Genomic DNA, 22,730 nt, shown 5'->3' with positions numbered 1-22,730 from the left:
CGTGCTCTTGCTGGCGGAGTTTTGCCTGCAACTCGGCTTGCTGTTTTTCACTTTGAGCTAACTGTTTTTCTAACGTATTTTGCGTACTTTGATATGAATTCAGCTGTTCCTGGGCAACTTTTAAGGCATTTTCTAATGCAACTTTTTGCTCAGCTTGTTCAGTTTTTTCCGCCAAAGAAGCTTGAATACTTTTCGCTAATTGTTCTTTTTCGACTAACTGGGCTTGTAGTTGCTGGTTTTGTGACTCTAATGATTTACTTTTCTCTTGCTGAGCGACCAAAGAAGATTGGACATCATCTTTTTCACTTTTAGCCGTAGCTAATTCATTTTCTTTCTGTTTTAACAACTCTTTTTGCTGTAAAAGTTCAGCTGTCACTGACTTCATTTGTTCATCAGTATTACCAACAAGTTGCAGTTGATTTTTAGCCTCTGACTCCAATTTTGCAATATCAGCGGTTAATTGCTCAATTTTCAAATTTGCGGTAGCAAATTGTTGTTCTTTTTCTGCTAATTGCTGTTTAAGTTGGGCTTGTTCAACAACACTTTCATTTAATTGTTTCTCAAGCTGGGCAATCGTTTCTTGGGTTTGCTGATTTTCTTGACTTAATTGTTCAAGACTATTTTGCTTTTGCTCAATTGTTTTTTGGGCATCCGCCAATTTAGCCTTTAACGTGTCAATTAAAGACTGATCATCTGATGAATTTACAACCGCCTGTAGCTGGGCTATATGCTCTTTACTCTTCAGAACTTCGTCGTTTAGTTTATCAATCTCAAATTGTTTTTCGGTAATTGTCTGCGTTAATTGCGCAATACTCTTATTATGATTAATGAGTTCAGAAACGAGTTGATCATCATTGAGTAAATGATTATAAGCAATAAGCTGGCCTACTCCTTGAGCAATACCAAACTTATATAGATGTGTTAATTGCTGGCGTTCAATTAATTGCGCCAGTTGCTCAAGATAAGCAGAGGTATTAATACCTGTAGGCTTAGCAAATTTAGATGAATATAAGCCGAGTGGGTCAAGAACCAATTGATACTTTGCAAAATCTTTTGCTAGATAAGCAGGATCCCATTGGTTGCTTTGAAAAAAATAAGGGTAAGACGACAATAAAATAGGCGCTACGCCATTTTCTGTCGCCACCGCACACACTTCAGGAAAAGTCGTTTTTTCTGGCTCTACAGGGTCTGCTTTCGCTACATCTGCTTTCTTCGTTGATGTAGCAGCAGATTTACTTTTCCCTGTAGTTTTGCCTTTAGTTCCTTTATTCGCTGCCGCAGATTTTTGCTTCTCTTTTGGCGCAGGAACGGTAGATAGCGAAGAAAAGATATCATAACCTTGGTTTTGTGTATTAACTGGCAATTGTTGTTTTTGCTCTTGTACTTTGCCTTCTTTTTCCATTTGAAGGTAGGTATCAAAATCATCAATTACATTGTTAAAGCGCTCTGCTTTTGGAGCATGACTAAAAAAAGTCGTAACAAGTGCCAGTGACACACAAAGCCTAAGGTTTATTCTCATAATCCACTAATTTTCTTCAATGTTGATTCGGTAGACAATACTGAGTTATAACGAACTTTTGCACACAACACTTTAGTTTTAGACTCTATTGCCATTTGTAATAGTTCAATTGTGTCAGGGCTAGCAGTCCCTTCAACTTGTCGATATAGACGGTTGATTTCGCTAACTTCTTTAAATGAACCTACTAAGCGATTGTAATCTTTTGGTGATAGTGTTTTGAGCGCGTTTAATTCTTTAACACACGTATTCAAATGAGCAAATGTTTGCTGGTCAGCCCCCGCTTCACCATAAGTTGTAGAAGCAACTGGTGTACGGTTAATTGCGCTGTTTAAAACTTTTTGAGATTCAGGATAAGAGTTATCAACCTGACCTGGATTGGTATCAACAGTCGATTGTGTTACCGGCTGAGCGGTACTTGTATTGACTGTTTGTTTACTTGGGGTATTAGGTGTTGCTGTATTGTATGTGTCTGAACCAAATGTACAACCTGAAAGAAGAGCTGTACCTGCTATAAGCAAAAATGCAACATGAAATTTATTTTTTAAAAACATATGGTTACCTTACCAGCACTTTTCTTCGCTATTATAATGATGTCCAAAAAACTTAGTGTAAGCTAAAAATTAGCTATTTTCTATAAGCCCGAATGTAGAAATAGAGTCATCTCATAAATTTAGATTAACTTAACTTTAGTTTTAAAATTATTTTATTGCTACATTTCTATTAAATTTATGAGCTAATTTTCGCTAGCAGTCCTTATAAAGAGACAAATTAACACCTTTACCGGAATTTTTTATTATTTTATGTCAGATAACGATTAAGTTGCTCGATAAACCTTGCTAACAATTAGATACCTTTCAAGTAAATTCTCATTTTAGTTCTACCACCTGTAACAATTGTTAACAAATAAAATGATAACTAACAATAAATACGCCTACTTTTCATTTATCAAGCTGCTGACACACTTTAAACCTGTGACATGGCAATAACCGCCATCATTCAAAATATGGGTAACCTGCTTAATTCAATTCCAAAAACTAACAGCAATTAAAAATTACAAGCAAAATCAGATAGTTATAAAAAATCGAATTTATCGGCATTTCAGCTACATAATTTCCAACTACGTAATAAAGCATAGCAGTTATCTGTCGGAATTACTTATATTAAATTGATACGATTCGTAACTCAAATTTATTTTTAATAAAAATATAGCGTTCACATAGCCGTAATCACTCAAAAAACACTATTCAGTGATTTTATTCCATGTTACTCATTTAACGTCTAGTAAATGGTGTTTTATCTTTAACCTAAAATGAAGCATTTGAATAAAACATGAGGAAAGTAATATTGATTGCTTATAAATGTAAATATATGCCCGGAATTAACCGGGCATAATGGCATTTAAGCTTTGCTAGGACGTAAAGCGGGGAATAAAATAACATCGCGAATAGTATGGCTGTTAGTGAATAACATCACCATACGGTCAATACCAATGCCTAAACCTGCTGTTGGCGGTAAACCATGTTCTAATGCGGTGACATAGTCTTCATCATAGAACATTGCTTCGTCATCACCTTCATCTTTTTGACGTACTTGCTCAGCAAAACGCTCAGCTTGATCTTCTGCGTCATTTAATTCCGAGAAACCGTTACCGATTTCACGACCACCAATGAAGAATTCAAAACGGTCGGTAATAAATGGGTTGTCATCATTACGACGCGCTAACGGCGAAACTTCAGCTGGGTACTCAGTAATAAATGTTGGCTGAATCAAGTGGCTTTCTGCAACTTCTTCGAAGATTTCACACTGTACGCGGCCTAAGCCCCAGCTCTTTTCAATCTTAATACCAATAGACTGAGCAATTGCTACCGCTTTATCCATATCATCCAAATCAGCAACATTCGTTTCTGGGCGATATTTGCAAATAGCTTCTTTCATCGTCATTTTAGTAAATGGCTTACCAAAATCGAACTCTTGCTCCCCATACTGAACAACAGTATTACCTAACACTTTTTGTGTCAGTGTACGGAACAAATCTTCAGTCAATGCGATTAAGTCACGGTAATCCGCATAAGCCATATAGAGTTCCATCATTGTGAACTCTGGATTATGACGTGGGGATAACCCCTCATTACGGAAGTTACGGTTGATTTCAAATACACGTTCAAAACCACCCACAACTAAGCGCTTGAGGTACAATTCAGGCGCAATACGCAAATACATATCGATATCTAATGCATTATGGTGAGTCACAAATGGACGCGCAGAAGCACCACCAGGGATGACCTGCATCATTGGTGTTTCCACTTCCATAAAACCGTAGCTAACCATAAAGTTACGTACTTCAGCTAGGATCTTAGAACGAACAATAAAAGTATGGCGAGATTCATCATTCGCAATTAAGTCAAGGTAACGCTGACGATAACGTGTTTCTTGGTCTGATAAACCGTGGAATTTGTCAGGCAATGGACGCAACGCTTTGGTTAATAAACGAACTTCATGACAATGAACAGTTAACTCACCCGTTTTGGTTTTAAATAAACGGCCTTTAGCACCTAAAATATCGCCTAAGTCCCATTTTTTAAACTGTTCGTTATAGATGCCTTCCGCTAAATCATCACGCGATACATAAATTTGAATGCGTCCACCAACGTCCTGTAACGTCGCAAACGAAGCTTTACCCATGATACGACGAGTCATCATACGGCCAGCAATCGACACTTCAATATTTAGGTCTTCAAGCTCTTCTGATGTTTTATCATCATATTGCGCATGAATTTTATCGGAAATATCTTCACGACGAAAATCGTTTGGAAATGGAATACCCTTTTCACGCAGTGCCGCTAATTTTTCTTTACGTGCTTTAAGTTCGTTATTCAAATCAGGTGCTTGTTCAACACCTTGTTGTTCCTGAGACATTTTTTCCTCACAGGCCAGCTTTTAAACTAGCTTCAATGAATTTATCCAAATCACCATCCAGTACGGCTTGCGTGTTACGCGTTTCCACACCAGTACGTAAATCTTTAATTCTTGCATCATCAAGGACATAAGAACGAATCTGGCTTCCCCAGCCAATATCAGATTTGTTCTCTTCCATCGCTTGCTTGTCTGCATTTTTCTTTTGCATTTCCAGTTCGTATAGCTTCGCTTTTAACTGGCGCATAGCTTGGTCTTTATTTTTATGCTGCGAACGGTCATTCTGGCATTGCGTCACAATATTGGTTGGAATATGTGTGATACGTACCGCTGATTCCGTTTTGTTTACATGCTGACCACCCGCACCAGATGCACGGTATACATCAATACGCAAATCCGCTGGATTGATTTCGATATCAATATCATCATCAACTTCAGGATAAATAAACGCAGAACTAAAAGAAGTATGGCGACGCCCACCTGAGTCAAACGGGCTCTTACGAACCAAACGGTGAACACCAGTTTCCGTTCTTAACCATCCGTAGGCATAGTCACCAATAATTTTGACTGTTGCCGATTTTAGCCCAGCAACATCACCATCAGACTCTTCGATAATCTCGGTTTTAAAGCCCTTTGACTCAGCCCAACGCAAGTACATACGCAATAACATACTTGCCCAATCTTGAGCTTCAGTACCGCCAGAACCCGCTTGTAAATCAATGTAGCAATCTGCACTATCGTATTCGCCAGAAAACATACGGCGAAATTCAAGTTGCTCTAATTTGCCTTCTAATTGCTCTAGTTCAGCTTCAGCTTCATTGAATGTGTCTTCGTCATCAGCTTCAACCGCAAGCTCTAATAAACCTTCAACATCTTCAAGGCCTTGCGTCATCTGGTCAATCGTTTCAACAATTGCTTCAAGAGATGAGCGTTCTTTACCAAGGGCTTGCGCTCTCTCGGGTTCATTCCACACATCAGGCTGTTCAAGCTCAGCATTGACTTCTTCTAAGCGTTCTTTCTTGGCATCATAGTCAAAGATACCCCCTCAGAACCACTGTCCGTTCAGACAGGTCCTGAATCTTATTTTTTACTGGGTTTATTTCAAACGTCATTTTTCAATATCTTATGGTTAGTCAAAAATAATTTTTTATTCACAAACCGCTTAGTATAGCGGAATTTATCTCATGTTTATAGCGCCATCAAACGCTATTTGCTGGTTATTCCGCCGTTTATGATAGGCTTAATCAGGCCAAATATGCTCAATCATTAGCTGGACGTTTTTTTGTCCACGATATTCGTTCACATCTAATTTAAAGGCTATTTTCGCTTTTTTGATGCTGTTATCTGGCCATCGACGAACATCAATATTAAACATAATTGCATCTAACATTGGCCCACCATTCACGGGTTCCAGCATAAGTTTCAAATGGCGCTCACCAACAAGCCTTTGCTGTAATAATTGGAATTCACCATCAAATATAGGTTCCGGAAATGCTTGTCCCCATGGGCCACTTTCTCGAATAAGTTCCGCAGTTTCTAAACAAAACTCATTGCGTGAAAGTTCGCCATCACTCCAGATTACCCCAGCCAATTGCTCAGGTTGAACTAATTCACCCATCAATAATTCAAAGTGATGTTTAAAAGCGTCAAATTGATCAACATGCAAAGTTAAGCCTGCTGCCATTGCATGGCCACCAAATTTTTGCATAATCCCGGGTTGTAATGTATTTAACCGTTCTAATGCATCCCGCATATGGACACCCTGAATGGAACGCCCAGAACCTTTTAATAAACCATCACCCGCAGGAGCAAAAGCGATAACAGGACGATGATATTGTTCTTTGATCCTTGAGGCGAGTATACCGACAACCCCCTGATGCCATTCAGGATGATAAATGGCTAAGCCATTTGGTAACTGGCTTTCACCGTATTCGAATTGATTAAAAAGCACGAGCGCTTCTTGCTGCATACCCGCTTCAATCTCACGGCGAGTTTGATTCAGCCCATCTAACTCATTTGCCAGTTCCCTTGCATACGCCATATCGTCTGTCAGTAATAATTCAATGCTCACTGACATATCATCTAATCTGCCTGCCGCATTTAGCCTAGGGCCAAGCGCAAACCCAAAATCATTTGCCACTAGTCTTGGTAAATCACGTTTGGAAACCTCAATGAGGGCTTTAATACCCGCGCAACAGCGCCCAGCTCTAACACGATTTAGCCCTTGGTGAACTAAAATGCGGTTATTTGTATCAAGAGGAACCACGTCTGCAACAGTTCCTAATGCAACCAAATCAAGGTACTCGGCTAAATTAGGCTCTGCTAGCCCTTGCTGCACAAACCACCCTTGCTGACGTAGATATGCACGTAAGGCAGACATTAAATAAAATGTGACACCAACCCCGGCTAATGATTTAGATGCAAAGCAACATTCATTTAAGTTCGGGTTGATTATCGCATCCGCAGCAGGCAAAGTTTCCCCCGGCAGATGGTGATCGGTAATAATTACATTCATTCCATATTGATTAGCTACTGCAACCCCTTCATGGGATGAGATGCCATTATCAACGGTAATAATGAGATTCGTTCCGCGTTTACGAGCTTCTTCGACAACCAATGGCGTTAATCCATAACCATTTTCAAAACGGTTCGGAACGATATAATTGATATTTCTATATCCCATTGATTTTAGAGCTCTAATAGCTAATGCCGTACTGGTTGCTCCATCCGCATCGAAATCCCCAACAATAGTAATAGCTTCATGTTCATTTAACGCACGATAAAGTAGGGGCAATGCCTTATCAACACCCGATAATGTCCGATAATCCAATAAATTAGCTGCTTTGCGCTCTAACTGAGTGATATCCGTGATGCCCCGATGCTGGTAAATTCGTTGTAATAGCTCAGGCAAGCCAGGAAGTTGAGCGGCAGAACTTTGCTGCTGTCTTTGTTGTAAGAGTGTTTCTACATTCACAATAATTAACTATTTTTCGTTGAGTAATTGAACAAGGGCATCCGGTTTCATGTAGCCAGGCAGTAATTGCCCATCCGGTAGGATGATTGCTGGTGTTCCCGTCACTTTGAATAAATTACCCACACTCATATGTTTACTTAGGTCAATTTTGCAATCTTCAATCATGGCAACTTCTTCACCTTTAAACGCTTGAGTTAATGCTTTTTGTTGTAGGCCATTGCACCAAATAGATGCCATTTTCTTTCCTACGTCGCTATCTGCACCTTGGCGTGGATAAGCCAGATAACGCACCGTAACACCTTGGCTGTTTAATTCACCAACAGATTCATGTAATTTTTTACAATAACCACAGCTAATATCGGTAAAAACTGTCACAACATGCTTTTCCTGAGGGGCTTTGAAGATAATCATTTCATCTTTGAGCGCTTCTACTTTTTTCATTAATGGCTGATTACTGATATTGACTGGATTTTTACCGCTCATATCATAAATTGGCCCTTGCAATAAATATTTGCCATCATCAGTGATATAAACAACCCCTGTTGTGGTTTCAACAACATTCAGCCCAACGATTGGCGAAGGTTTAATTACCTCAACAACCATGTTGTATTTTTCCAAAGTATCACGGATAACTTTTTCTTCTGTTGCCCCATAGACCGTGGAAGTCACCGTTGCAATACATGCAGCAGCCAATAATAACAATTTGCGTTTCATAGATAGTCCTTTAATCATGCATCACCCCCTTGGATGATGCTGCTCATGCAATACTCGTAACCGTTCAGTAGCAACATGAGTATAAATTTGGGTGGTTGAAAGATCACTATGACCTAACAACATTTGTACCACGCGTAAATCTGCCCCATGATTGAGTAAATGGGTTGCAAATGCGTGTCTAAGAACATGCGGTGAGAGTAGCTCGCTATCAATATGTGCAAGTACTGCATAATATTTTATTCGATGCCAAAACGTTTGCCGAGTCATTTTCGTGCCACGCTTACTCGGGAATAGAATATCGCTAGTTTTGCCATTTAATAAATCTGGGCGACCTTCATCAATGTATTTCTCTAGCCAATATATTGCCTCTTCCCCCAACGGAATCAATCTTTCTTTATCACCTTTACCAACAACGCGAATAACCCCCTGCCGCAAGCTAATATCTGAAAAAGTTAAGCCGATTAATTCAGAAACACGCAAACCACAAGCATATAGCACTTCCAACATGGCCTTATCACGTAGTTCTAAAGCATCTTCGGTAGCAGGGGCATTTAATAAATCTTCAACTTGTTTTTCACTTAAATCTTTGGGTAAACGCTGCGGAATTTTGGGGGCAGCAATCACCGCAGAAGGGTCATCCAGACGGATTTTCTCCCGATACAAATATTGAAATAACCTACGCATCGCACTTAATAAACGTGCTGAACTGGTTGCTTTATATCCACAATCAATACGTTCCGCAAAAAAAGATTGTAAGTCAATTGATTGAACACTTTCTAAATGCAACTGATGCGCATCAAGCCATTTATCTAATAGTTGAAGGTCATTACGATAAGAAGCCAATGTATTTTTGGCTAGATCTTGTTCAAGCCAAATTGTATCAAGAAATTGTTCAATTAATGGATTAAGTTGTTTTGTTTCCACGACAGATAAGCTTCCTTTAGATAATACCACACGATTCTATTATGCCTGAATGTGGCTGCTTCTGTTACAATATCTCTCTTGTGATGAAAACCATAGCTGGACATAGTAATAATATATATGAAAATAGGTCTTTTTTACGGTTCTAGTACCTGTTATACCGAAATGGTTGCAGAAAAAATACGTGATATTCTCGGCGATGATTTAGTCACATTGCATAACGTTAACGATACACCGCCAACAGAAATGGAACAGTATGATGTTCTTATTTTGGGAATACCTACGTGGGATTTTGGTGAAATACAGGAAGATTGGCTTGAAATTTGGGAAGCGCTTCCCAATCTTAACCTCGCAAATAAAATCATTGCGATGTATGGACTGGGTGACCAAATAGATTATGGCGAGTGGTTTCTTGATGCCCTTGGCATGCTCTATCATCAACTAAAACCAACTGGTGCTAAATTTGTCGGTTTCTGGCCAACTGAAGGCTATACCTTTGATAGCCCTAAACCACTCAATGAAACTGGTGATATGTTTGTTGGGCTGGCATTAGATGAAGTTCACCAGTTTGAACAGACCGATGAACGTATTGCGCAGTGGTGTGTGCAGATTTTTCAGGAAATTGAAGCGCTATTATGATGCAAGTTTATATGTACTTGCTCAGCGAACCCCCAAAGTGAGGGTTACCTACCCTACACCAGGCTACCAATTTTATTTATCACCTATGATTTTGGTAGCCTAAATATCAGGGTATTGCAGCAATAATTGGTTTAAATTACGCCAATTCTCTTCCGACAATGCGTCTTTTGCAACCCACAAATGGAGCTTTTGTGGTTTACCTTGTAACGCTTCTAGTGTCAGTAATATACCATAGCGGGTAAGCCAAGGTGCTTTCAGTATTCTCCATTCATTTTTCTTCCACTGAACCTTATTGCCATTAACCAGTACAGCAACCCCTTTTATTTTACTGATATTTTTCTGGCTCTTTGCCCAACTCGCAACGACAACCACTAATAGCGGCAACCATATCATTGAGTTACCAGGGGACCATGGAGCCAATAGTAAAAACATCCCAATGACCCCATGAACACAGGTTGAGAACAGTTGGGTTTTCCATGAAATGGAGAGATTAGATTTCCACAGGACCACGATTTTTATTTTTTTCCTGAATCAGTTTAATCATACGAAAAAGTTCGTCATCATCTGGACGACCGTGATTCATTAGCCAATTGAATAAATCAGGGTCCGCACATTCTAATAAACGGACAAATACCTGCTTATCGTGAGTTGTTAGGTCATCATATTCATACTCAAAAAACGGCATGATTGAAATATCTAATTCACGCATACCACGGCGGCATGCCCAATGAATTCGCGCTTTATTCTCAATATCCATTCTACTACGGCCTTTTTTGCAGTTAACTGATTAGATTGATTATTTTCCATACTCTAACAGATTATCCGCTAAGAAAACATGTTATAGACTACATTGTTGTAATTTTAGTAGTAAAATACCGTTTTTCTACAAACAGATGATAAAAAACTATTAGATAATACAGCTTCATCATAATAACTACTTGCAATGTTATCTAGCTATTTTACCATTAGGCACCTTTATCTATCAAAGAACAACAGGTGAAATCATGACTAACCAAATTGATAGTACACAGCAATTCCCTCTCGGATCTCAGTCTTTACCACTCGTTTTGATTTCACTGGAAAACTGGGAACTTATTCACCTCCACGGCGCCGATGCAGAAAAATACCTGCAAGGCCAAGTAACCGCAGATATCGCCACACTCAAGCAATCACATGCATTAACAGCACATTGTGATCCTAAAGGTAAGATGTGGAGCGACCTCCGCTTATTCCATCATTTAGATGGCTACTCATATTTATTAAGAACCAGCGTTGCCGACTCACAACTCGCCGAACTGAAAAAATATGCTGTTTTTTCGAAAGTCACCTTTGAAAAAAAACCAGAACTGAAATTAGTCGGAGTCGCGGGTAAAGGCGCTAGAGAAGCACTGGCAACATTATTTACTGCATTACCTGACGCTCAAAACCAAGTGGTTACAGACGACGCCTCCACAATATTACATTTTGCATTACCCACAGAGCGTTTTTTAGTGATCACGAACGAAGAAACGGCACAAAAAATGGCCCAAACCTTAGGTGCTATTCAGGTCAACGATGAACAATGGTTAGCCCTTGATATCGAAGCCGGTTTTGCGGTTATCGATCAACAAAATAGTGCCCAACATTTACCTCAAGCAACCAACTTACAAGCCCTACCTGATGGTATTAGCTTTAAAAAAGGCTGTTATACCGGTCAAGAAATGGTTGCCCGTGCAAAATTCCGTGGTGCAAATAAACGTGCGATGTACACCTTAAAAGGTACAGGTACCACTATTCCTGTCGTTGGTGAAGGTGTGGAATGGCAGCTTGGTGATAAATGGCGCCGTACAGGAACTGTTTTAGCTGCTATTCGCTTAGGTAGCGGCGAAATCTATGTGCAAGTCATTATGAATAACGATATGGAAGCGGATAGCGTTTTCCGTGTTATGGGGGATGAGCAAAGTCATCTAACTATCGCACCATTACCTTATTCATTAGAAGAGAATTAATTGGAGTTTTTATGTCATCTGCATTAGGTAACAAGCCCGTAGAGGTGGTTAATTTTGGGGCTTTTACCGAAGTCGTCCAATTTTTGATGGAATTAGATAAACTCAAAAGTGTTTATCGTAAAAATAAGTTATTGAACCGTGAACGCCAAGAAAACACAGCAGAACACAGTTGGCAATTTGCCGTTGCAGCAATGAGTTTTGCACCTTATGTTCAAGGCATTAATATCGAACATGCGATAAAACTTGCCCTTGTTCATGACATTGTTGAAATTGATGCAGGTGATGTATTGGTATTTGATAATGCCGCTCGTGATGCTATTCATGAAGAAGAAGTTAAAGCGGCTAAGCGTATTTTTAACTTACTGCCTAGCCCGCAAAATGAAACGCTATTAGCTCTGTGGAATGAATATGATGCATTAGAAACCCCGGAATCTGTGTATGCGAATGCCATTGACCGAGCGATGCCGATGCTGATGAACCTGCATAATCAAGGCCAAAGTTGGGTCGAAAACCACATTCGTCTGGAACAAGTCCTCAGTAAATGTGATTATATTCAGCAGATCCTACCTGAATTTTATCAACAACTTAAATTACAATTGGAACTCGCTCAGCAAAAAGGCTGGTTACTGTAATTTATGTCAGAAGCGGCTACAAAGCCGCTTTATTTAACGTGTTACACTCATCTAATCTAATGTGTATTACCCACAGCAAGATATACTTTTCACTAATTTATTATTTTGATTTAAATAATGAACTACTTTATATTTTTTAATAATTATTAATCTCGACTTATATAGAAATATCAATATTAATAACTTGCCAATTATTAATATCGCTCCTATCTTTATCATTGAACATTTGCCAGAGAGGTTTAAAATGGAAAAATTCAATGAATATTCAAATCCTTATCTTTTACTTCTAGATGTCCATTCACCCGCTATAATTCAATTCAATAAATCAACACATCAAACAATTCCAATTATCGAAGGACTCGGTGGGACTCCTGATGGTATTGCCGTTGACCCTGCTAACCGATTAATTTATTGGAGTAATATGGGTGAAGATTATGAGGCTGACGATGGTTCCATTAATGTGATGAATTTTGATGGTACTGGCAGAAAAATACTAGTAGGCAACGGAAAGATAAGAACACCAAAACAATTGCATCTTGATTTAGTAAATCAACGATTATATTGGTGTGACCGTGAAGGTGGTATGGTTTCATCATGTAATATTGATGGTTCTGATTTATTCGTCCATGTAGCAAGACCCCGAGATAAACACAATAAAGTAGATATATTAGACCAATGTGTTGGCATTACTGTTGATGTCACAAATAATTGGATTTACTGGACTCAGAAAGGGACCCCTAAAGGTAATTTAGGTCGTATTTTTAGGGTGCCATTAACGCCTAAAATCCAACAATCGGCCAATCAACGAACTGATATTCAATTGCTCCTTCAAGACCTCCCCGAACCTATTGATTTATTGCTTGATGAAGAAAACCATATTTTATATTGGACAGATAGAGGCGCTGAGCCCGATGGTAATAGCTTAAATTGTGCCAATATTTCTGCTGATGGATTAAGCCATTACAAGGTGATAAGCCGTGGTTTTAAAGAGGCTATTGGACTCACATATGATAAGCCTGCACAACTGATGTATGTGGCTGACCTTAATGGAGGGGTTTACCGAGTCATTATAGAAACAGGTGCTGTGGAAAAGCTACACCAAGGTAAAAATTATACGGGTATCTCACAATATTTAGGTTAAATAAATCCTAAATAAATAAAGGCTTGAATTCAGTAACTCACCGAAATCAAGCCTAAAGAGTATTTAATTCACATTATATAATGGAAGTGTGCGATATATTCCTACATATAATCTTCAATCGGCACACATGAGCAGTGTAAATGACGATCCCCATACACATCATCAAGCCGTTTTACTGCTGGCCAGTATTTATTCGCTTTCGTTTGTGCTGTTGGGAATGCTGCGAGTTCACGGCTATAACTATGAGGCCACTCCCCGGCTAGCTCCGTTTGCACATGAGGCGAATTCACGAGAGGGTTATCTTCTAGTGTCCACTGCCCTTTCACGACTTGGTCAATTTCATCGCGTATCGCTAACATGGCGTCAATAAACCGATCAATTTCAGTTATGCTTTCAGACTCTGTCGGTTCAATCATTAATGTCCCTGCTACAGGGAAAGACATGGTTGGCGCATGGAAACCATAATCAATTAAGCGCTTAGCAATATCGAGCTCACTGATACCCGTATCTCTTTTAATTGGGCGTAAATCGACAATACATTCATGGGCAACATAGCCTTCTTGCCCTGTATATAAAATGTCATAACGACCAGAAAGACGCTTGGCAATATAATTCGCATTTAAAATAGCAACTTGGCTAGCTTTACGCAGACCATAAGAGCCCATCATCCGAATATACATCCAGCTAATTGGCAAAATTGATGCACTGCCAAATGGGGCTGCAGATACCGCACCTTGGTCAGTTAACATTTCTTGCTCAACCACAGAATGCCCCGGTACGAACGGTGCCAAGTGTTTTTTCACACCGATAGGCCCCATACCTGGTCCGCCACCGCCGTGAGGGATACAGAATGTTTTATGCAAATTCAGGTGAGAAACATCCGCACCAATAAAGCCCGGTGTTGTTAACCCAACTTGAGCATTCATATTTGCACCATCAAGATATACTTGACCACCATATTGGTGAATAATTTCACACACTTCACGAATACTTTCTTCATATACCCCGTGGGTTGATGGGTAAGTTACCATCACACAAGAAAGAGCTTCGCTATGTTGCTGAGCTTTTTCACGTAAATCCGTTAAATCGATATTACCTTCATCATCACAACGCACTACCACCACTTCCATACCTGCCATATGCGCAGAGGCAGGATTGGTACCGTGAGCAGAAGCCGGGATCAAACAAATATTTCGCTCCCCTTCATTGCGACTCTCATGATAGCGACGAATAGCCAATAAACCGGCATATTCACCTTGAGCCCCTGAGTTAGGTTGCATACAAACAGCATCATAACCGGTCAATTGCACTAACCAATGGGAAAGTTGCTCTATCATTTGGTGATAACCTTGAGCCTGCTCAGGTGGGCAGAATGGGTGTAGCTCGCCAAATTCAGGCCAAGTAATTGGGATCATTTCCGCAGCCGCATTAAGCTTCATCGTACAAGAACCCAGAGGGATCATAGCTTGGTTTAAGGCTAAATCTTTGCGCTCTAAACTATGCATATAGCGCATCATTTCGGTTTCACTATGGTAACGATGAAAATTTGGATGAGCTAAAATTTCATCATCACGTAACATAGAGCTTGGGATCGCTTGCTCTGTCGCTGAAACAGATTGGTCTAGTTTTTCAAAATCTAACTTAGCTTCAACACCTGTGATCACCGCAAACAATTCATTTAAATCTTGGCGAGTCGTGATTTCACTAAAAGTCACGCCAACTGCACCACGAATATCAGTACGTAAATTCACTTTGGCTTTTTCAGCACGCGCTAGCACCGCTGTTTTGTCAGCGACTTCAATACATAACGTATCAAACCAAGTTTTATGGCGTGATGTAAAACCTGCGTCTGCTAATGCCTTGGCAAAAATAGTGCTGAAGCGATGAATACGCTCTGCAATTATTTTCAGCCCTTTTGGCCCATGATAAACCGCATACATGGCTGCGATATTGGCTAACAGCACTTGGGATGTACAAATATTCGAGTTCGCTTTTTCACGGCGAATATGTTGTTCACGGGTTTGCATCGCCATACGCAGTGCGGTATTACCTGCTGCATCCCGTGACACACCGATAATACGTCCAGGCATTGCCCGTTTAAATTCGTCACGACAAGCAAAGAAGGCCGCATGTGGCCCACCATACCCCATCGGGACGCCAAAACGCTGCGCTGAACCGAAGACAATATCCGCCCCTTGCTTACCCGGTGCAGTGAGCAATACTAGCGCCATCATATCTGCTGCAACGCAACTGACAATTTTACGCTCTTTTAATTGGGCAAATAGCGAACTGTAGTCATGGACATTACCTGTCGTGCCAACCTGTTGAAGTAACACACCAAAAACACCTTCGTGTTCCAGTGCTTTCTCTGCGCTATCCACAATCACTTCAAAACCAAAAGTCCCCGCACGTGTGCGAACAACATCCAGAGTTTGCGGATGAACATCATCCGCCACAAAGAAACGTTCTGCATCTTTCAGTTTGCTGATCCGTTTTGCCATCGCCATAGCTTCTGCCGCAGCGGTGGCTTCGTCCAATAACGATGCAGAAGCGAGGTCTAACCCCGTAAGGTCGATAGTTAACTGTTGAAAATTCAGTAATGATTCTAAACGGCCTTGTGACACCTCCGGTTGATATGGCGTATAAGCGGTATACCAACCTGGGTTTTCTAATAAGTTACGCAAGATAACTGGCGGAAGCACAGCAGGGGCATAGCCCATACCAATATAACTTTTGTAGCGTTTATTGAGTGACGCTATTGCTTTTAATTCCGCTAAAGCTTCTTGCTCAGTTGCTCCACCCCCCACTCTTGGCGGCTCTGCAAGCAAAATGGCTTTGGGGACAATTTTGCCCATCAAGGCATCTAATGACGTTGCACCCACGGTGTCTAACATGGTTTTTAATTGTTGTTCTGATGAACCAATGTGGCGCGAAATGAATTCTGAACGATTTTCTAATTGACTCAGTGACATCGACATATCTGTGTTCCCATCCTTTGTCTGCTATGCATAAGTTGTAGGGCGGTTATTACGGAACTTGCGAGATAACGCTTAAAATCAATGATATTGCGGTTGTTTCTTGTTTCTAACTAATTAGATTTTATCAATCCTCTAAATAGCTCATCTTATGGCTATCACTAAAAAGTGTTTATTCTAAATAGTTTGCGTTGTGGCTAGGCGGCAAACGTAGACAATCTTGGGGAACATACACAAGTATGTGACCCGAGTTGTCGAGTGCAGCCAACACCACCACAACACAAAATATGACGAATAAACTATTCTTCGGCTTCAATCATAGAAGTATACCCCGCCGCATCAATCAAATCCGCCAGCTCTGCGGTATCGGATGCTTTAATGCGGAAAATCCAACCTTCTTGATACGGCTGTTCATTTACGAGTTCTGGCGCGTCATTCAACTCACTATTAACCGCCACAATTTCGCCACTCAGTGGTGCGTAAATATCAGATGCTGCTTTAACTGATTCGACGACTGCAACGTCATCACCTGCACTTACCGCCGTTCCCACTTCGGGTAAATCAACAAACACCATGTCACCCAACGTTTCTTGCGCATGTTCGGTGATACCAACTGTAAATTCACCATTACCTTCATCGCGCAGCCACTCATGTTCACGGGTGTACATTAATTCTTTAGGTGTATTGCTCATCATTAGCCTCTCAATTTTTAAATTTATTAATCAGATTCGCCCAAATTACACTAAGCAGTTACCTTCACGGACAAAGCCCGGTTTAACAACTTCAACTGGCATTTCTCTTTGTCTGATTTCAACAATTGCTTTGTCTTGAATTCCGTTCGGGACACGCGCTAACGCAATACTGAAGCCAAGGGTTGGCGAGAAAGAGCCACTGGTTATTACCCCTTCTTGTAGTTTCCCCAGTTCATCAGTAAAGCGAACAACTTGCCCTGCACGCAGTATACCTTTTTCACGCATCACAATACCGACAAGTTTTTCAGTACCTTGTTCGCGTAATTTTTCCAATGCTTCACGGCCAATAAATTGGCGATCTTCTGGTTTCCAAGAGATCGTCCATCCCATATTCGCGGCTAATGGTGAAATCGTTTCATCCATATCTTGCCCATATAGGTTCATACCGGCTTCAAGGCGCAAAGTATCCCGCGCCCCTAAGCCCGCTGGGTGTACCCCTGCCTTAAGCAGTTTATGCCAAAATTCAACGACCTGCTCTTTAGGCATAGCAATTTCATAACCTTTTTCGCCGGTATAGCCCGTGGTTGCGATGAACAAATCTCCAGTTTGAATACCATAAAATGGTTTCATTCCTTCAATGGCGCTATTTTGTTCCGAACTCAGTAATGAATGAACCTTTTCTGGTGCTTGCGGCCCTTGGACAGCTAATAACGCTAAGTCATCGCGAACACGAATTTCAACGGCATAACCTTTAGCATGTTGTTCAATCCAAGCGAGGTCTTTATCGCGTGTTGCTGAGTTGACGACGAGACGATAAAAGTCATCAGCGAGGTAATACACAATCAGGTCATCAATAACACCACCTGAAGCATTCAGCATGCCTGTATATAAGGCTTTACCTTGCTCTGTAAGTTTATTGATATCGTTGGCGAGAAGATAACGAAGAAAATCACGACAGCCTTCGCCGTGTAAATCGACAATAGTCATATGGGAAACATCAAACATCCCTGCTTCGGTTCTGACAAAATTATGTTCATTGATCTGCGAACCATAATGCAACGGCATCATCCAACCATGAAAATCGACCATTTTTGCACCGCAGGCTATATGTTCATCATATAGCGTTGTTTGCTTTACCATGAATACCCTCTTTACATTATTAATTAATATGACAGGGTGATTGCGTAGTGAAAATTACCCATCTGCAACAAAGTCGCGAGATAATTTTAACCCGACGCAAACGATAACTTTTAAAAAACCTACCACTGTTTGCAGTTCTATTCTATAAAAAAAAATAGGGCGACCATCCATCTGTATTACTGATTGCGCTCTGATTTTGCCAGTGCTTTTTGTTAAATAATTGAGAATGATCACTCAAAACCCTTACATTTAGCGTCTATAAGCTCAAAATATCATCAATTAAAGAATTTAAATGATAGCTTCGCCAATAAAACTCATCACACCAATATAAATAAAACTAATGCGAAAAATGAATGTAATTAGTTTTTTTCAGTCATGATAAAAAGAGAAAAGTCTGCTATTCATACTAAAACAAGATCGGCAGGGTTATTTCGTATACAGAAACCAGTGATGACACTTTGTATATTGAAATTAAAAAAGAAAAAGACACAATTTATAAGATTGTGCCTTTGCAGAAAGGGATTTAGAGAGTGTCTTCGACTTGTAACTGTTCCAGCCACTTCGGCATATCAAACAGCCCCATCGCATGGTTCAATAATTGCGGTTTAACACCCGGTAAGCTGTCCGCTAAAACCAGCCCGATATCACGAAGTAATTTCTTCGCAGGGTTATTGCCATCAAACAATTCACGGAAACCTTGCATACCAGCTAGCATCAACGCTGCACTGTGCTTACGGCTGCGCTCGTAATCACGCAAGTATAAATATTGACCAAAGTCTTTACCTTCGCGGTGCAAACGTTTAATTTCACCGATCAACATAGCTACATCCATAAACCCAAGGTTAACCCCTTGGCCCGCTAATGGATGGATGGTATGTGCCGCATCCCCCAACAGAGCTAAGCGTTGAGCTGCAAATTGCCTTGCATAACGCCCTGTGAGAGGAATGGTTAATCGCTCACTTTCCACTTGGCAAAGCCCCAGACGAACATCAAATGCAACCGCCAGTTCTTTATTAAAATCAGCAGGTTCTAAAGATTGACGCCTAGCTGCTTCAGTGGCAGATTGAGACCAGACAATCGAGCAAAGATGTGGGTCACTTAATGGTAAAAACGCCAAAATACCTTCACCATCAAAAGCTTGTCGAGCAACGCCTTCGTGAGGTTTTTCGGTTCGGATCGTAGCAACTAACGCGGTATGTTCATAATCCCAAAAGGTTAATGGGATATCAGCATGGCTACGCAACCACGAGTTTGCCCCATCAGCCCCCACAATCAACCGTGCCGTTAACATGTTTTCATCATCTAACGTAATGAAAACATCATTTTCTCCCCACACCACTTTTTTAATTGTTGCGGGGGCTAATAATGTCACATCGCGAAGCTGAGACGCCTTTTGCCATAGTGCATCACGTACAACATTATTCTCAACAATATGCCCTAAATGCGTCAGGTTACGTTCTTGAGCGGTAAAAGAAATACGCCCAAAGCTATCGTTATCCCAAACTTCCATGCCATTATATGCAGAAGCTCGCATTCCTTTAATAGTTGACCATACACCTAAGTGGGTCAGTAACTTTTCACTTGCCGCATTAATAGCAGATACCCTTAATGCATGCGGCTCTGCTACACTAAATGGCAGCTTGGGTGGATGAGTCTCAATTACCGCAACACGAAGCCCACTCCCTTCAAGCCCACAAGCGACTGCTAACCCAACCATACCACCACCGGCGATAACCACATCAAATGATTGCATATTTTTTATTCCTCTTTATTTCGTGGTTATTGGTGTGCAACCCAACCCAATGTTTGGCGAGCCAAAACATCACGAGCTGGCGGTAACATTTCCATTGCCATTAAACCTAAGTTACGCCCGACAATAAGCGGTAAACAGCGGTTCGCAAATAAACGAACCAAACCGTCGGTTATCGTAACCGTTTTGTCTCTATCTAACGCTCTGGCTTGCTGGTATTGGCTGAGTAATGAATAACGGCCAATGTCTTGCCCTTTCGCGTTTGCATCTACCACAATGTGAGCCAGTTGCATCACATCACGGATACCTAAATTAAAGCCTTGCCCCGCAATAGGATGCAGGGTCTGAGCAGCGTTCCCCACTAACACGACTCGATGACTAACAGGGTTAAGCGCCTTACGTAATACCAATGGATAACAATGACGCTTACCGGCCATGACGATTTCGCCTAGCCGCCAGCCGAATGCTTGCTGTAATTTATCCTTGAATGTCTCATCATCCCAAGACCTGATTGTGTCAGCTTGTTCTTGCTGATGACACCAAACCAATGAACTACGGCCTTGTGACATTGGCAACAAGGCTAATGGGCCAAATTCCGTAAAGCGTTCAAAGGCTTGGCCTTGTGGGTCTATGGCGGTTTTCACATTCGCGATAATAGCCACTTGCCCATAATCGTCCTGTTGCCATTGCATATGGCAGGCTTTACCAATCGCGGAATGGCTGCCATCCGCAGCAATCAGTAATTCCCCTGTCACCTTATCTCCATTATCCAAGGTGACCGTCACAATCTCTTGTTCACGATAAACATTTTCTACTTTTGCAGGGCAATAAAGGGTTACACCGGGGGCTTTACGTAACAATGAAAATAGGCGGGCGCCAGCTTCGTGCAGTTCAATAACATTACCTAGAGCATCGATATGATAATCATCGGCTGCGATATTCACAAAACCAGCATGGCCTCTATCAGACACATGAACATGATTAATGGGAGTCACACAATCCGCTAAAGCAGGCCAAATGCCTATTTTTGCTAACGACTGGCAAGTACCGTGGGCTAGCGCAATCGCACGTGCGTCGAATCCCGGATGTTTGCCATCAGGCAAAGCTGCCTCGATTAATGAAACCGATAATTTTCCTTGGCTAAGGGATGATATCGCCAGTGCTAATGTTGCACCCGCCATACCGCCCCCCACGATGATCACATTCATGCGTTGTTTATTACCTTTCTATGATGACTGACAGCTACCCTAAATTGTGCGTTGCTGCCGCCATTAGAGCTTCAATTTCATCAGGGTCTTTCACGACTAAATCTGTTAAGTTTTCATTTCCGTTTTCGGTGATAACAATATCATCTTCGATACGTACACCAATACCGCGATATTGTGGTGGCACATCGGCATCTGGAGCAATATATAAACCAGGCTCAACAGTTAATACCATCCCCACCTCAAGTGTACGGTCGCGGTCTGTGCCATAAAAACCTACATCATGTACATCTAACCCTAACCAATGACTTAAACCATGCATAAAGAATGGCTGATATGCTTTGTTTTCGATCAATTGATCCACATCGCCTTGTAAAATTCCAAGTGCGACGAGACCTTCTGTTTTGATACGAACAATTTCACGAGTCACCTCATGAATACTGGTTCCCGGGCGGTATAGCTCTAACGCGGTATTTAACGCTTTAAGGACGATATCGTAAATTTCACGTTGCGCTTGGCTAAATTTGCCATTTACTGGGAAAGTACGCGTGATATCCCCTGCATAGCCTTCAAATTCTGCCCCCGCATCAATCAAGACTAATTCGCCATCCTTCATTAGGCTCTCATTTTCGGTGTAATGCAAAATACAGGCATTTTCACCACTACCCACAATGGAATTGTACGAAGGGAAACGTGCACCATGGCGAGTAAACTCATGTTCTAACTCACCACAAAGTTGGTATTCATACATATTAGGTCGGCAAGTTTCCATGGCTCTAACGTGTGCGAGAGCAGAAATTCGCCCAGCCATACGCAGAGTATTAATTTCTTCTTCTGACTTAAATAAGCGCATTTCATGGATAATCGGCCGCCAATCTACCAATGTTTGTGGCGCTCGTAAGTGACGGCGGCTGCCTTTACGTAAAATATCTAAGGCATCAAATACTAATTTATCGGCATAGGCAAACTCCCCCTGTGCATGATAAACCACATCGAGGCCGTTCAGTAATTGATAAAGTTGTTCTTCTATTTCATTGAAAGGTAACGCTTTGTCGATACCTAACTTTTCAGGTGCGGCGTCTTGGCCAAGGCGGCGACCAAACCAAATTTCAGCAGTTAAATCACGAACACGGTTAAAAAGAACAGAATGGCTATGTTTTTCATCGCTCTTAATCAACACTAATACGGCTTCAGGTTCGCTAAACCCCGTCAAATAAAGGAAATCACTGTGTTGACGGTACGGGTATTCGCAATCCGCATTACGCTGCGCAGGAGGCGCTGAGAAAATAATTGCTGCACTGCCTGGTTGCATTTGAGCCAATAATGCATTGCGACGAGAAATAAATTCCTGTTTATTCATACCGTTTTTGCCTTATTATCAGAATAATTAGATTGCTGAATATATTGCTTGTGTTTAACCAATCACATAACAACATACACTGGCGAAATGACTTAAAACTGGATACACCCCGTTTTCAAGCACTTAATTTTATCAATAATATAATATCGTCCGATAAAGTTAAGTGG

At 41.0% G+C, this 22,730-nt stretch carries 19 protein-coding genes; 4 read left to right on the top strand and 15 right to left on the bottom strand.

Going from position 1 to position 22,730, the window contains the following annotated elements; translation table 11 throughout:
- The 7 genes from PR834_RS04795 to xerD form a co-directional block, all read right to left on the bottom strand.
- The coding region (locus tag PR834_RS04795) for a hypothetical protein (RefSeq protein ID WP_272517188.1) at positions 1–1,495 on the bottom strand (1,495 nt) is incomplete at its 3' end.
- A gap of 20 nt (positions 1,496–1,515) precedes the next feature.
- A complete protein-coding gene (locus PR834_RS04790; RefSeq protein WP_096863165.1) occupies positions 1,516–2,070 on the bottom strand; it encodes a hypothetical protein in 555 nt (184 codons plus the stop codon).
- Between the two features lie 847 nt (positions 2,071–2,917).
- Positions 2,918–4,435 (bottom strand): lysine--tRNA ligase, encoded by a 1,518-nt coding sequence (lysS, locus tag PR834_RS04785; protein ID WP_004261800.1) that lies wholly within the window; start codon positions 4,433–4,435, stop codon positions 2,918–2,920.
- Between the two features lie 7 nt (positions 4,436–4,442).
- A protein-coding gene (prfB, locus tag PR834_RS04780; protein ID WP_096863166.1) for a peptide chain release factor 2 occupies positions 4,443–5,544 on the bottom strand; the annotation gives its coding sequence in 2 pieces (ribosomal slippage) (positions 4,443–5,465 and positions 5,467–5,544; 1,101 coding nt in all).
- Positions 5,545–5,672: 128 nt separating this feature from the next.
- Entirely contained in the window at positions 5,673–7,406 is a 1,734-nt protein-coding gene (gene recJ / locus PR834_RS04775; protein ID WP_094963001.1) for a single-stranded-DNA-specific exonuclease RecJ, read from the bottom strand.
- Between the two features lie 9 nt (positions 7,407–7,415).
- A complete protein-coding gene (gene dsbC / locus PR834_RS04770; RefSeq protein ID WP_096863312.1) occupies positions 7,416–8,120 on the bottom strand; it encodes a bifunctional protein-disulfide isomerase/oxidoreductase DsbC in 705 nt (234 codons plus the stop codon).
- A gap of 21 nt (positions 8,121–8,141) precedes the next feature.
- Positions 8,142–9,044: a site-specific tyrosine recombinase XerD gene (gene xerD, locus PR834_RS04765; RefSeq protein WP_272536476.1), complete on the bottom strand. Its 903-nt coding sequence runs from the start codon at positions 9,042–9,044 to the stop codon at positions 8,142–8,144.
- A 117-nt stretch (positions 9,045–9,161) separates the two neighbouring features.
- Between xerD and fldB the strand changes: the two genes are divergently transcribed.
- On the top strand, positions 9,162–9,680 hold the full coding sequence (gene fldB, locus PR834_RS04760; RefSeq protein WP_094963000.1) for a flavodoxin FldB: 519 nt from the start codon (positions 9,162–9,164) through the stop codon (positions 9,678–9,680).
- A 99-nt stretch (positions 9,681–9,779) separates the two neighbouring features.
- On the opposite strand, the gene PR834_RS04755 is transcribed toward fldB, so the two are convergent.
- Complete coding sequence (locus PR834_RS04755) at positions 9,780–10,190, bottom strand: protein YgfX (protein WP_036958456.1); 411 nt, start codon at positions 10,188–10,190, stop codon at positions 9,780–9,782.
- Positions 10,171–10,437, bottom strand: coding sequence for an FAD assembly factor SdhE (gene sdhE, locus PR834_RS04750; RefSeq protein ID WP_004261864.1), 267 nt, complete (start codon positions 10,435–10,437; stop codon positions 10,171–10,173). The genes PR834_RS04755 and sdhE overlap by 20 nt, the downstream gene beginning before the upstream one ends.
- A 247-nt stretch (positions 10,438–10,684) precedes the next feature.
- Here sdhE and ygfZ point away from each other — a divergent pair, with 247 nt between their 5' ends.
- The 3 genes from ygfZ to PR834_RS04735 all read left to right on the top strand — a co-directional run bounded on the left by ygfZ (position 10,685) and on the right by PR834_RS04735 (position 13,441).
- On the top strand, positions 10,685–11,668 hold the full coding sequence (ygfZ, locus tag PR834_RS04745) for a tRNA-modifying protein YgfZ (protein WP_112307213.1): 984 nt from the start codon (positions 10,685–10,687) through the stop codon (positions 11,666–11,668).
- A gap of 11 nt (positions 11,669–11,679) precedes the next feature.
- A complete protein-coding gene (locus PR834_RS04740; RefSeq protein ID WP_004261871.1) occupies positions 11,680–12,300 on the top strand; it encodes an HD domain-containing protein in 621 nt (206 codons plus the stop codon).
- A gap of 244 nt (positions 12,301–12,544) precedes the next feature.
- Positions 12,545–13,441 carry a YncE family protein gene (locus PR834_RS04735; RefSeq protein ID WP_272536475.1) on the top strand — a complete coding sequence of 299 codons (897 nt, stop codon included), beginning with the start codon at positions 12,545–12,547 and terminating at the stop codon, positions 13,439–13,441.
- Positions 13,442–13,542: 101 nt separating this feature from the next.
- Here the strand turns inward: PR834_RS04735 and gcvP are convergent, their stop codons facing one another.
- The 6 genes from gcvP to pepP form a co-directional block, all read right to left on the bottom strand.
- A complete protein-coding gene (gene gcvP / locus PR834_RS04730; protein ID WP_262961199.1) occupies positions 13,543–16,419 on the bottom strand; it encodes an aminomethyl-transferring glycine dehydrogenase in 2,877 nt (958 codons plus the stop codon).
- A gap of 296 nt (positions 16,420–16,715) precedes the next feature.
- A complete protein-coding gene (gene gcvH / locus PR834_RS04725; protein ID WP_036958523.1) occupies positions 16,716–17,108 on the bottom strand; it encodes a glycine cleavage system protein GcvH in 393 nt (130 codons plus the stop codon).
- A 45-nt stretch (positions 17,109–17,153) separates the two neighbouring features.
- Positions 17,154–18,248, bottom strand: coding sequence for a glycine cleavage system aminomethyltransferase GcvT (gene gcvT, locus PR834_RS04720; protein WP_096863171.1), 1,095 nt, complete (start codon positions 18,246–18,248; stop codon positions 17,154–17,156).
- A 523-nt stretch (positions 18,249–18,771) separates the two neighbouring features.
- Positions 18,772–20,001, bottom strand: a complete 1,230-nt coding sequence (ubiI, locus tag PR834_RS04715; protein ID WP_272536474.1) for an FAD-dependent 2-octaprenylphenol hydroxylase — start codon at positions 19,999–20,001, stop codon at positions 18,772–18,774.
- 26 nt (positions 20,002–20,027) lie between these two features.
- Complete coding sequence (gene ubiH, locus PR834_RS04710) at positions 20,028–21,206, bottom strand: 2-octaprenyl-6-methoxyphenyl hydroxylase (RefSeq protein ID WP_096863174.1); 1,179 nt, start codon at positions 21,204–21,206, stop codon at positions 20,028–20,030.
- A 34-nt stretch (positions 21,207–21,240) separates the two neighbouring features.
- Complete coding sequence (gene pepP / locus PR834_RS04705) at positions 21,241–22,563, bottom strand: Xaa-Pro aminopeptidase (protein WP_272536473.1); 1,323 nt, start codon at positions 22,561–22,563, stop codon at positions 21,241–21,243.
- Positions 22,564–22,730 lie beyond the last annotated feature (167 nt).

The sequence above is a fragment of the Providencia sp. PROV182 genome, assembly GCF_028480325.1.
Classification (GTDB): domain Bacteria; phylum Pseudomonadota; class Gammaproteobacteria; order Enterobacterales; family Enterobacteriaceae; genus Providencia; species Providencia hangzhouensis.
Note: the sequence above shows the minus strand (reverse complement) of the source record. Positions and strands in the feature narration are given on the sequence as shown.

Bases quoted from the DNA above. Each gene is read 5' to 3' on its own strand.
- PR834_RS04740 (WP_004261871.1), top strand. From the start codon at position 11,680: ATGTCATCTGCATTAGGTAACAAGCCCGTAGAGGTGGTTAATTTTGGG.
- gcvH (WP_036958523.1), bottom strand. From the start codon at position 17,108: ATGAGCAATACACCTAAAGAATTAATGTACACCCGTGAACATGAGTGG.
- gcvP (WP_262961199.1), bottom strand. From the start codon at position 16,419: ATGTCGATGTCACTGAGTCAATTAGAAAATCGTTCAGAATTCATTTCG.
- gcvT (WP_096863171.1), bottom strand. From the start codon at position 18,248: ATGGTAAAGCAAACAACGCTATATGATGAACATATAGCCTGCGGTGCA.
- ubiI (WP_272536474.1), bottom strand. From the start codon at position 20,001: ATGCAATCATTTGATGTGGTTATCGCCGGTGGTGGTATGGTTGGGTTA.
- lysS (WP_004261800.1), bottom strand. From the start codon at position 4,435: ATGTCTCAGGAACAACAAGGTGTTGAACAAGCACCTGATTTGAATAAC.
- dsbC (WP_096863312.1), bottom strand. From the start codon at position 8,120: ATGAAACGCAAATTGTTATTATTGGCTGCTGCATGTATTGCAACGGTG.
- ubiH (WP_096863174.1), bottom strand. From the start codon at position 21,206: ATGAATGTGATCATCGTGGGGGGCGGTATGGCGGGTGCAACATTAGCA.
- sdhE (WP_004261864.1), bottom strand. From the start codon at position 10,437: ATGGATATTGAGAATAAAGCGCGAATTCATTGGGCATGCCGCCGTGGT.
- PR834_RS04790 (WP_096863165.1), bottom strand. From the start codon at position 2,070: ATGTTTTTAAAAAATAAATTTCATGTTGCATTTTTGCTTATAGCAGGT.
- ygfZ (WP_112307213.1), top strand. From the start codon at position 10,685: ATGACTAACCAAATTGATAGTACACAGCAATTCCCTCTCGGATCTCAG.
- fldB (WP_094963000.1), top strand. From the start codon at position 9,162: ATGAAAATAGGTCTTTTTTACGGTTCTAGTACCTGTTATACCGAAATG.
- PR834_RS04735 (WP_272536475.1), top strand. From the start codon at position 12,545: ATGGAAAAATTCAATGAATATTCAAATCCTTATCTTTTACTTCTAGAT.
- pepP (WP_272536473.1), bottom strand. From the start codon at position 22,563: ATGAATAAACAGGAATTTATTTCTCGTCGCAATGCATTATTGGCTCAA.